Genomic DNA, 12,060 nt, shown 5'->3' on the forward strand with positions numbered 1-12,060 from the left:
TTTTTGGAGGAGAAATGACATCAGATAGAATTGCAATCGTTTTGATTGCTGATCAAGCTTATACAGAACAATTGACTGTGACCATGAAATCCATCATGTATCACAATAAATCAGTCGATTTTTATATCATCAATCAAGGTATTATGCCAGACTGGTTTAGAAAAATGAGACGCATAGTGAGAAATTTGGGAGGGGAACTTTACAATATTCCCTTTGACATCGGATTGATTTCAGCTGAGTGGAGAACACAAAATCACATTAGTCCGATTGCTTATGCTAAGTATTTTATTCCTCGCCTTATTGATAGGGAGAGAGTGCTTTATCTAGATACAGATGTTATTGTTAATGGTAGCTTAACCTCTTTTTTCTTAACAGATTTAAAAGGCTTTCCAGTAGCTGCTGTACGTGATGTGGATGGTAGTTTTAATACCGGTGTCATGCTTATTGATAATCTACAATGGAAGGATTTATCTGTTTCGGATCAATGTTTAGAGTTATCTGAAGATAAGAAAAGCGAACACTGGGAATTGGAACATTTTAACGGAGATCAAACGATATTGAACTCTGTTTTTCAGGATAATTGGTTAGAGTTGGATAAGCGGTTTAATGTTCAAGTAGGTTATGATTTGGTTGCTTTTTATAATCATTGGACAGAACATTTTAATCTAGAGGATGAACCACTTGTGATTCATTATACAACTAATAGAAAACCATGGAATAGTTCAGTTTCTTACAGATTTCGTGAAAAATGGTGGGAATTTTATAATTTAGAGATTTCTCAGGTATTAGCCCATCATCTAGGTGAATTTTCTTTACAAAAAGAAAAGCAAGGATTGGATTTCTTTACATTAACAGAAACAGAACAATTTGAAGGAATTGAACACTTAGCCAGTACCTTTCCAGAGCATCGTTTTCATATAGCTGCCTATACGGTGTTCGGACCATGGCTAAGTGCTCTGGGTAAAAGAGATAATATTTATCTACATCCTGAGTGTATCCCAGCTACCTTTGATCAACTACTAGAAAATATGGATGCTTATCTGAATATCAATCATGGGGATATAGATGAGGCAATTTTGGAAAGAATGAGTGAGATGAATAAGCCTATTTTTTCATTTTATGCTACTCATAAAGGTAATGTGCCTCAATATCTTTTTCTAAGACAGGAGTTAGAAAAAATGGAGGAGGCGATCCGTTTATTCTCTGAAATTGGAGCCGATAAATTTCGTCAAGCATTTAAACAAGAAGAATTATTTGATATTTCAGTTATGTCTATAGATGAAACCTTGGATCAACTATTGGAAACGGAACAATCACTTATTCGTTTTGGAGATGGTGAGTTCAACTTGATAAATGGAAATAGTATCGCATATCAGGAGTATCAAGAAGAGTTAGCTCAAGAAATGAGAGAAATATTGTTACATGCAGATGATACAGAAAATAAAGTATTAATTTGTTTACCAGAAATTTTTGAGATATTTAAGGGAAGTTTTCTCCAAAATGAAGATTCAGAAAAATTTTGGAAACAAGTTTTGGATGATCATGGCAGATTTTTCCAAGAGACTTGTCAGGCCAAAAGATATGGTTCAACCTGGATTTCAAGACCCTACATTGATAATAAAGATAAGAGTCATGCTATTACTCAATTTGAAAAAATCAAATCTTTATTTGAGCATAAAGATATACTCATTGTTGAGGGAGCAACTACGCGATCAGGAGTTGGTAATGACTTATTTAACAATGTTCTCTCCATAAAACGCATTATTTGCCCTTCTCACCACGCTTTTTCTAAAGTGGATGCTATTCAACAAGCCATTCTAGATCATGCACCAGGACGAATAATTTTACTTATGCTTGGGCCGACGGCTAAAATATTGGCTTATCGCTTATCTCAATTAGGATATCGTGCCTTAGATCTTGGCCATATTGATCCAGAGTATGAATGGATGAAAATGGGGGCAGTGACAAGGGTACAACTAAAACATAAACATACAGCAGAATTTAATTTTGACCAGGGAATTGAATTTGTAGAGGATGAAGACTATAATAGTCAAATTGTTGTAGATTTGTCTAAGTAGAAAGGTGTAAATATATGGATTTTCCATTAATATCGATTGTAATCCCTGTCTATAATGTTGAAGCATATATAGAACATTGTATTCATAATATTTTATCGCAAACCTATAGGAATTTAGAAGTTATTATTGTGAATGATGGTAGTCCAGATGACAGTATAAAGATTGCAAAAGAGTTAACAAAAGATGATTCACGTTTTATCTATATTGATAAGGAAAATGGTGGACAGTCGGATGCGCGAAATGTAGGTTTGGATTGTGCTAGTGGAGAGTATATCTTTTTTTGTGATCCAGACGACTTTATGTTCGAAAAAAGTATCGAAAATTTATACTATGCTAGTATTTTGACGAATGCTGATATAGTAGTAGGATCATTTTGTCACTTTAAAGAAGGAATATTTTATTTGTATAATCCAGATAAGGATGGAGAAATGTTATCTCGTATATCAGCAAAAGAGGCTATTGAAGGTATGGATAGTATGGAAGATTACCCATTCCTTCGATATTCGGCTGTATGGGGTAAGTTATTTAAAAAGAATTTGTTTGATACAATCCGTTTTCCTAAAGGAAAATATGCAGAAGATCAATTTATCATGTGGAAATTATATCTTGCAAGTAAAGTGATTGTTCGTTATCAGTCAGATGTCTATGCTTATAGGGTGAATTACAAGGGATTGACGCAAAATTATAGTCTATCTCACTTGGATTTTATTGAAGCGATTGAGGAACGTATTAAAACCTTAATGGAGATGTCAGGGCTAGATTATCCGATGGAACTAGCCTTTAATCAGTATAAATTTGCTTTAAAAAGGAATTTATCCATGTTAGAGGGAACAGAATTTGTCCAAGAAGAAGCAGCAGTGCGCGAAAAGTTGGAACATGCTGAGAATGGGGATTACCTATTTTAAAAAAATAAAAGAGAGTGAAAGATGGAAAATCAATTAATTAGTGTTATTGTACCAATATATAATGTTGAAAACTATCTTCGACAATGTTTAGATAGCATTCTAGAGCAGACATTTCATAATATAGAGATTCTTCTTGTGAATGACGGTTCTACTGATGATTCAGGACAGATTTGTCAAGAGTATTTAAAGAAAGATTCTCGTATTCGATACTTCGAAAAGGAGAATGGGGGATTATCTGATGCTCGTAATTACGGCATAGAAAGGGCTCAGGGAGAATATTTAACTTTTATCGATTCAGATGATTGGGTGACTAATACTTATATTGAAGAACTATATAGTAAACTTCAGCACTATAATGCAGATGTTTCTATAAGTAACTATTTTTGTTTTCAGGAAAGTAACGCGACATTTTATAAACATGTTTTTGAACCTTGGGAAAAGGAATATGATAGTAAGTATCTATTAGAACATTATTTTGATATTCAATGCGGAGATTTTTTCTTATCTACAGCTTGGGGGAAATTGTATAAAAAATATTTATTTGAGTACTTGCGTTTCGCAAAAGGTATGACATCAGAGGATGCAGCTTTGACTTATAAAGTTTATGATCTTGCAGATAAGATTGTATACTTTCATAAAGATAGTTACTGTTATAGACAACGTGAAGGAAGCATTTCAAATTGTCCAACAATTAATAGTATTGAGGATTCGATTAGATTGAGTTTAGAAAGAATTACGTTGCTATCGTTAAAAGGATATGATACTTCTAGCTATTTAAAACATTTTCAAGAATTATTGGAATTAAATGAGTATAATATGCGAGCTGCTTGGGATATGGAAGATACAGAAACATATAGACGAATTAAAGAAAACTTAACAATGATTTCTTCAAAGAAAAAATAGAAAACGAAAGGATATAGGATGAGTGCAATTCCAAATAGTATTATAATACCAGAGTACAATGTAGAACCTTATATTTGACAATGTTTGGGCAGTATTTTGGTATAGAACTTGATGTCATAAATAGGTTAGATATATTTAAAATGTGGATGATTTTCTCTTTGAAGACTATCTAGAAAAACTTTATATAGCTACTACTTTAAGCAATGCAGATATTATAATAGAAAGCTATAGTCGTTTTGATGGCTCTGATTTCTAGTTCTATAAAGACCACTTTAAAAGAGATTCCTTGATATCATTTACAAACGTGTAAGTCATTCATCGAATGATTGGTTGAGTTGGACTTATGCGGAAGCTTTATATCAAGCAATTATTCGAAATGATGCAGATACTGTTGTCTCGCATTACACCATCTATAATGAGAGCGATAGAAATTATTATATTCATATTTGGGACGATTACTACGGGAAAACGTGTACTGGAGAAGAACTGGTATAGGAACTTCCATCGTTGGAATTAAACGGATATATATAGTCGGGGAATTTTGTTTAAGAAGGAATTGTTTAATAATATTAGATTTTGAAAGGTAAAGTGATAAAAGACTTTCGAACAAGTTATAAATTGTTTTTATATCAAACAAAGTTGCATATATTCATAAAAAAATCTATTACCATCGAGAAGGAATAGAACGCATGGGAAATGGTGTTAATGAGCAACTTTTAACAGATATTTTAGGATGATTGTTATAAAGATTAGCTATTGATACTATAAAAGGATGGAACTATTCTGATGAAAAGAATAATGTCTTGGAGTGTTTGAAATTACGCTATCAACAAGCAGATGTAAGAAGAAGTTATTAGATTCACTAAAGTATCCCTCTTCCATTATTTTCCGAAGGGAGACAGTAGCAGATTTTTCTGTTTTTTTGTTATGATATTGATTTTAAAGTTAAGAAAAAATCGTAGAATACCTGAGGGTATATTGATTACAAATTACTCAGTAGAAATAGACTAGAACCGAGTTTTAGAGAGCAGGACCAAATATGAAAAGTATTTTTTCATCTATCACAGTAAAAAAAGGACTAGCGACATTAGTTTTTGTATTCATATTTATAGTAGGAAGTAGATTGACTCTTCCTTTTGTAGATATGAATAATAGGGAATTTTTAGGAGGAACTGCTGCTTACTTGGCTTTTTCCACAGCATTGACAGGCGGAAATTTGAGAAGTTTATCCTTGTTTTCAGTAGGATTATCTCCCTGGATGTCTTCGATGATTTTATGGCAGATGCTTTCCTTTTCAAAAAAATTAAATCTGGCATCTGGAGCTATTGAGATACAAAATAGAAGGCAGATGTACTTAACCTTGTTTATTGCTTTGATTCAGGCATTAGCTATTTCCCTAAATCTACCAATTCAATCAAATGTACCTAAAATATTGGTTATCGTCCTCAATACTTGCCTGTTGATAGCGGGTGCTTTTTTCTTGGTGTGGTTATCAGACATCAATGCTACAGTAGGTATAGGGGGATCTATGATTATTTTATTGATTGGATTGGTTTTAAATATTCCTCAAGATTTGATTGAAACATTTAGAACTGTTCCTATCTCTCCTTTTGTTTTAATCGGTTTGATTATTATGGGGCTTGTTTTTACTTATCTGGTAGCTCTCCTTTATCGTGCTCGTTATCGTATACCAGTTCATAAGATTGGCTTACGTAGCCGTTTCAAGAGATATTCTTTTTTGGAAATTATGTTAAACCCTGCGGGGGGGATGCCTTTTATGTATGTGATGAGCTTTTTAAGTTTGCCTACCTATATCTTTTTACTATTACAGACTCTTTTTCCTCAAACTACAGTCTTTTCTGAATTATCAGCTCAATATGGAGTTGGAAAACCATTATGGATTTACTCATATATTGCCATGATTTTTTTATTTAGTATTGCTTTTGCTTTTGTCAATTTGAGTGGTGATCAGATATCAGATCGTATGAAGAAATCTGGAGAGTATATATATGGAGTTTATCCAGGTGAGGAAACAAGTCGCTTTATTAATCGGTTGGTGCTACGCTTTTCGATTATAGGGGGGGCCTTTAATGTTTTGATGGCAGGTACTCCAATGTTATTTGTTTTATCTGATGAAAAATTGTTGAGGATTACTATGATTCCAGGTTTATTTATGATGTTTGGTGGTATGATTTTTACAATTAAAGATGAAATGAAGGCTTTGAGACTAAATGAAACCTATAAACCCTTGATTTAGGAGGCTTTTATGTATTATTTTATTCCAGCTTGGTATGGTTCAAATCGTCAATGGCACGCGGATGTGACTCCGTGGTACTATTCTCACTTTAAACTTGAATTTGATGATACATTCAATCAAATTAGGCTGTTTCAAAGGCAAGGTTTACAATCGAGAATATTAGTATTAGCCTATCAGCCGCATTTGCGTTACTTTTTACATAGACACGGTGTCTTAGAGACAGAAGTCTATTCTATCTTTGATGATCTGCAAGACTTGCATGATATACACACCCAGGTTCTTAATCTCAGAGATATAGAGTGGGATAGTGATTGTCAATTTCTCTACAGTCCATTTGCAATAGTAGTTCAAAAAAATGGTAAAAAGTATGCAAAGGTAGAACATGGCGTAGAAGGATTTATCAGTGATATCCAATATTTTGATAACAATGGTCAGATAAGTAAGCACTATATCATGGATGATCGTGGATTTGTATCGAGTGTCATTTATTTTGATGATGGACAGCCTGCCTATCAAGACTATTTAGATCCAAAGGGAATCTGGCGCTTTAGAGAGCATTTAAACGAGGGAGGACGAGTAGAGGTAAATCCAATATTTGGCTATCGTTTTAAACAGCTTCACTATGCTGATATAAGTCAACTAATCGCAGAATATTTTGATAAATATCTGAAAAGGAAACAGGAAAAACAGGATATTTTTATCATTCCTTCTCATCCCCATCATGACCAATTTCTCTTCGACTGTTTACCAAGTGATACTACTAAAATTTTGAGTCTTTTCATTAATCGGAATTCGCAAGCTAGTTTTAAAGACTTAGCTCCATCATTTGAACAGGCAGATGTAGTCTTAGTGGATAGAGAGGATAGTTTACAACTCTTGCAGGACCTGTATCCTGAACTATCGGATAAATTTCATCATCTTTCTCCTTTTGATACGCGTTTACGACTAGGTCGAAGTCAGACTCGAAAAGAATCGATAATTTATTATCAATTAGATTTTTCGGAAGGAATTGATAGACAAGCTCTATTTCAGGTTTTATCATTTATTGCTGAAACCAAAAATACAGAAGTCATTTTTGGAGCCTTTTCTGCTAGTCAGGAACAAATGGAAGAAGTGGAAAGCCTTGTAAATGAAATCATTCAGGGACAAATCCATACTGATAGCTTGGAAAAGGGTCTAGATTATGGTGGAGCAGAAAATCCTCTAGAGGAAAACCAGGAGCAAGAGCTTCGTTTTCAATTTGTCAATATGAATGATGAGTTGGATTTGATTAAAACACTCGAGTTTGTTCGTTTGATTGTGGATCTCAATAAGCAACCGCACCTCTATACTCAAATAGCAGGTATCAGTGCAGGAATTCCTCAGATTAATCTGGTTGAAACCGTCTATGTGGAACATTTGAAAAATGGTTATTTGATTTCAGATGTGACAGAGTTTTCCAAGGCGGCACATTACTATACAGATAAACTGAAAGAGTGGAATCAAGCATTAGTATACTCTATTGATAAAATCAAAGAACACACTGGACAAAGATTCTTAGATAAGTTGCATCACTGGATTGAGGAGGTTACAGATGTCAAAGGATTATAAAATCCTACAGATAGGAATTGATAATTGGGCTCATCATTATGATATTCCTGAAAATATGGATTGGTACTATTTCTGTCCCAACTCATCGCTTGCCCTTCGTAAAATGATGGAAATGGATAGCATCACAAATTTTCATGCAATCTTGATAGAGGATGGTCAGTATCTAGCTGATTTACTACCTTTTAGTTATCAGATTGCACCTTATACTCTTTTTTATGATCAAGGTTTTAAAACGACAGAATTGAGTATTCTTGATTTCTTAAAAAAGAGATGTGCTCAAGCTATGGATTTCTCTGAACCCCAGCAATTACTAAATGATTTATCAACTTCTCTCTTTGGCGGGGGATACGGAGATAAATTATTTCCATCAACAATACAAATACATCCCTCTTTTGAAGGTTCTATTTCCTATCAAGGATTTGAACATGTGACTTTAGAGGGAAATTTTAGTGACACTTTTTCTCAGGTTGCCCATTGGACCTACAATACCATGATTGGAGAAAATCTCCCTATTGAATTGTGGTTAGAGTACGAAAAACAAGGGGATTGTGAGTTTAGATTAGTGATTCGCAAAATATGGTCTGGGGCTGTTGACGAATTTTTTGAGGAGGAAATTTATAGTGAGGATGACCTTCAACAAGCGATTGTTATAGATAATAAGGAAACAAGTTTTTATATAACGGTATCTATTGAGGCACGAGGCAAAGGGAAACTTAAACTAGGGAATCTTCACCAGCGTTGGAGTAGAAAACAGTTTGGAAAGTTTGTTCTTGGTGGTAATATTTTACACGATAGTATACGTGATGAGATTAATTATTTCTTTCATCCTGGAGACTTTAAACCTCCTTTGGCAGTATACTTTGCGGGATATCGTCCTGCAGAGGGCTTTGAAGGATATTTCATGATGAAAAATTTAGGATGTCCTTTTCTTCTTTTTTCAGATCCTCGTTTGGAGGGGGGAGCTTTTTATCTTGGTAGTGAAGAATTAGAAAATAAGATTAAGGAAACAATTCAATACTATTTAGACTATCTTGGTTTGACTTCTAAAGATTTAATTTTATCAGGTTTATCAATGGGAACTTTTCCATCGCTCTACTATGGAGCCGCTTTTGAGCCACGTGCAGTTATTGTTGGTAAGCCATTAGCCAATGTTGGAACTATTGCAAGACGAGGGCGTTTAGAGGCGCCAGGAGTATTTAATACCAGTTTTGATGTACTGAGACATCAGACTGGTGGAGTTAGTTCCCAAAATATGGAAGATTTGGATCAAACCTTTTGGAATAATTTTAAAAAGGCTGATTTTTCAAATACAACCTTTGGTTTGTCCTATATGAAGGATGAAGATATGGATAGCAGAGCCTACGATCAGTTAGTGGAACATCTTTGCCATACAGGAGCTAAGATTCTATCTAAGGGTACATCGGGGCGACACAATGATGATACGGGTACAAATGTTACTTGGTTTTTACATTTTTATAATATGATCTTGGAAGAGGATTTTAAAAGGAGAGATAAATGATTATTAATCAAAGAGAAAGTATCTCTTGGGGAGAAGTACAGGGTACATTTATGTATGGTAGCGAAATAATATATCATAAGGATAAACACATTAGTTTATCTAATCCCTTGGTGCCATCAGGAGAAATCTTAAAAACTTGGTTCTCAAGTGTGAACTATCAAGCCTTTAGAGCCCAGCCTAGTCTCCCTTTACTTAAAAGAAAACAGGATTATCAGTTGTGCATGAATTTTGATTGTCATCCTGAAAATAGCATATATATAAAGATTTCTTTTTTGGATAGATATGGGGATATTATTGAAGAGAAGATTGAAAAAATGAAAGTTTTTGATTTTACTTATCCAGCAGATACCTATATATATCAAGTTTCCCTTCTAAGTGCTGGATTTGAATCCTTAGATTTCTATTCTTTTTCTATTGAGGAGAAGAATTGTGTTTAAAGATTTTTATCAAGATTTACAACTTAGAAAATTCAAAAGGAAATTAAAAAAGATTAATGCTCTTAAAGGAAAGATGGAATCATTAACTGACCAAGAATTAGCAGCAAAGACAGTGGAATTTCGCCAACGTCTTGCTAAAGGAGAGACGGTAGATGATCTTCTAGTAGAAGCTTTTGCAGTTGTTCGTGAAGCGGATAAGCGAGTACTGGGAATGTTTCCCTATGATGTCCAAGTCATGGGAGGAATTGTTATCCATCAGGGAAATGTCGCTGAGATGAATACTGGTGAGGGAAAAACCCTGACAGCCACTATGCCTGTTTATCTCAATGCCCTGACAGGTAAAGGTACTATGCTGCTTACCACCAATGACTATCTAGCCAAGCGTGACGCCGAAGAGATGGGACAAGTGTATCGCTTCTTAGGATTGACAATTGGAGTTCCATTTACAGATGATCCTAAAGAGCAGATGACACCAGAAGAGAAAAAAAGAATTTATGCGTCGGATATTATTTATACAACTAATAGCAATTTAGGTTTTGATTTTTTGAATGATAATTTAGCTGCTAATCAAGAAGGTAAGTTTTTGCAACCTTTCAATTATGTTATTATTGATGAGGTTGATGATATATTACTAGATAGTGCTCAGACACCTCTTATTATTGCAGGTGCTCCCCGTGTTCAATCTAATTACTACGGTATTATTGATACGCTTGTAACGACTTTGGTGGAGGGGGAGGATTATATCTTTAAGGAGGAAAAGGATGAGATCTGGCTCACTACTAAGGGAGCTAAGGCTGCTGAAAGCTTTTTAGGAATAGATCATTTGTATAAGGAAGAACATGCGGTTTTTGCTCGCCATTTAGTTTATGCGATTCGAGCCCATAAACTCTTTACTAAAGACAAGGACTATGTCATTCGTGGTAATGAGATGGTACTGGTTGATAAGGGAACAGGACGTCTATTAGAGATGACTAAACTGCAGGGAGGACTCCATCAAGCGATTGAAGCAAAGGAACATGTCAAATTATCTCCAGAAACACGGGCCATGGCTTCAATCACCTATCAGAGCCTTTTTAAGATGTTTAATAAGATATCTGGTATGACAGGAACAGGTAAGGTTGCAGAAAAAGAGTTTATTGAAACCTACAATATGTCTGTAGTACGTATTCCAACCAATCGTCCTAGACAACGGATTGACTATCCAGATAATCTATATATCACTTTACCTGAAAAAGTGTATGCGTCTTTAGAATATATTAAAAAGTATCATAAAAAGGGGAATCCCTTACTCGTTTTTGTCGGCTCGGTTGAAATGTCTCAGCTTTATTCGTCACTCTTGCTCCGAGAGGGAATTGCCCATAATGTCCTAAATGCTAATAATGCAGCGCGTGAAGCTCAGATTATTTCTGAGTCAGGTCAGATGGGGGCTGTGACAGTGGCTACATCTATGGCAGGACGTGGTACGGATATCAAGCTTGGTAAGGGAGTTGCAGAACTTGGAGGCTTGATTGTTATTGGGACAGAGCGGATGGAAAGTCAACGAATCGACCTGCAAATTCGTGGACGTTCTGGCCGTCAGGGAGATCCTGGTATGAGTAAGTTTTTTGTATCCTTAGAGGATGATGTTATTAAGAAATTTGGTCCATCTTGGGTGCATAAAAAATATAAAGATTATCAGGTTAAAGATATGACTCAACCGGAAGTATTGAAAGGGCGCAAATATCGAAAGCTAGTTGAAATGGCTCAGCAGGCAAGTGATAGTTCTGGCCGTTCGGCACGCCGTCAGACTCTAGAATATGCTGAGAGTATGAATATTCAACGGGATATGGTCTATAAAGAAAGAAATCGTCTAATAGATGGTTCTCGCGACTTAGAGGATGTTGTTGAGAAAATCATTGCTAGCTACATAGAGCAAGTGACCTCTTCAAGTTATGAAAGCCGAGAGTTACTCTTCCACTTTATCGTGACCAATATTAGTTTTCATATTAAAGAGGTTCCAGATAATATAGATGTGACTGACAAAACTGCAGTTCGTAGCTTTATGAAGCAGGTGATTGATAGAGAACTTTCTGAAAAGAAAGAATTGCTTGAGCAACATAGCTTATATGAACAGTTTTTACGACTCTCTATGCTCAAGGCTATTGATGACAACTGGGTTGAGCAGGTAGACTATCTACAACAGTTATCTATGGCTATCGGTGGTCAATCTGCTAGTCAGAAAAATCCAATCGTAGAGTATTATCAAGAAGCCTATGCAGGTTTTGAAGCCATGAAAGAACAAATCCGTGCGGATATGGTGCGTAATCTCCTGATGGGCTTGGTTGAAGTCACTCCCAAGGGTGAGATTATGACTCATTTCCCATAAAAAGAG

Annotated in this window: 8 protein-coding genes; all 8 read left to right on the forward strand. The window is 35.1% G+C overall.

The features are described from left to right. Nucleotides 1-14 precede the first annotated feature (14 nt). Nucleotides 15-2,078, forward strand: a complete 2,064-nt coding sequence (locus ACN076_RS03380; RefSeq protein WP_261068347.1) for an SP_1767 family glycosyltransferase — start codon at nucleotides 15-17, stop codon at nucleotides 2,076-2,078. A 14-nt stretch (nucleotides 2,079-2,092) separates the two neighbouring features. Beyond that, nucleotides 2,093-2,983 (forward strand): glycosyltransferase family 2 protein, encoded by an 891-nt coding sequence (locus ACN076_RS03385; protein ID WP_261068346.1) that lies wholly within the window; start codon nucleotides 2,093-2,095, stop codon nucleotides 2,981-2,983. A gap of 21 nt (nucleotides 2,984-3,004) precedes the next feature. Further along, nucleotides 3,005-3,886 carry a glycosyltransferase family 2 protein gene (locus tag ACN076_RS03390; protein WP_261068345.1) on the forward strand — a complete coding sequence of 294 codons (882 nt, stop codon included), beginning with the start codon at nucleotides 3,005-3,007 and terminating at the stop codon, nucleotides 3,884-3,886. Between the two features lie 1,039 nt (nucleotides 3,887-4,925). Beyond that, nucleotides 4,926-6,143, forward strand: coding sequence for an accessory Sec system protein translocase subunit SecY2 (secY2, locus tag ACN076_RS03395; protein WP_261068344.1), 1,218 nt, complete (start codon nucleotides 4,926-4,928; stop codon nucleotides 6,141-6,143). A gap of 9 nt (nucleotides 6,144-6,152) precedes the next feature. Then, a complete protein-coding gene (gene asp1 / locus ACN076_RS03400; protein ID WP_261068343.1) occupies nucleotides 6,153-7,733 on the forward strand; it encodes an accessory Sec system protein Asp1 in 1,581 nt (526 codons plus the stop codon). Next, entirely contained in the window at nucleotides 7,717-9,252 is a 1,536-nt protein-coding gene (asp2, locus tag ACN076_RS03405; RefSeq protein ID WP_261068342.1) for an accessory Sec system protein Asp2, read from the forward strand. The genes asp1 and asp2 overlap by 17 nt, the downstream gene beginning before the upstream one ends. Then, nucleotides 9,249-9,689: an accessory Sec system protein Asp3 gene (asp3, locus tag ACN076_RS03410; RefSeq protein ID WP_261068341.1), complete on the forward strand. Its 441-nt coding sequence runs from the start codon at nucleotides 9,249-9,251 to the stop codon at nucleotides 9,687-9,689. Before asp2 ends, asp3 begins: the two co-directional genes overlap by 4 nt. After that, on the forward strand, nucleotides 9,682-12,054 hold the full coding sequence (secA2, locus tag ACN076_RS03415; protein ID WP_420790124.1) for an accessory Sec system translocase SecA2: 2,373 nt from the start codon (nucleotides 9,682-9,684) through the stop codon (nucleotides 12,052-12,054). Before asp3 ends, secA2 begins: the two co-directional genes overlap by 8 nt. The last annotated feature ends 6 nt before the right edge of the window (nucleotides 12,055-12,060 follow it).

The organism is Streptococcus sp. K0074, from assembly GCF_048843365.1.
GTDB lineage: Bacteria > Bacillota > Bacilli > Lactobacillales > Streptococcaceae > Streptococcus > Streptococcus mitis_BM.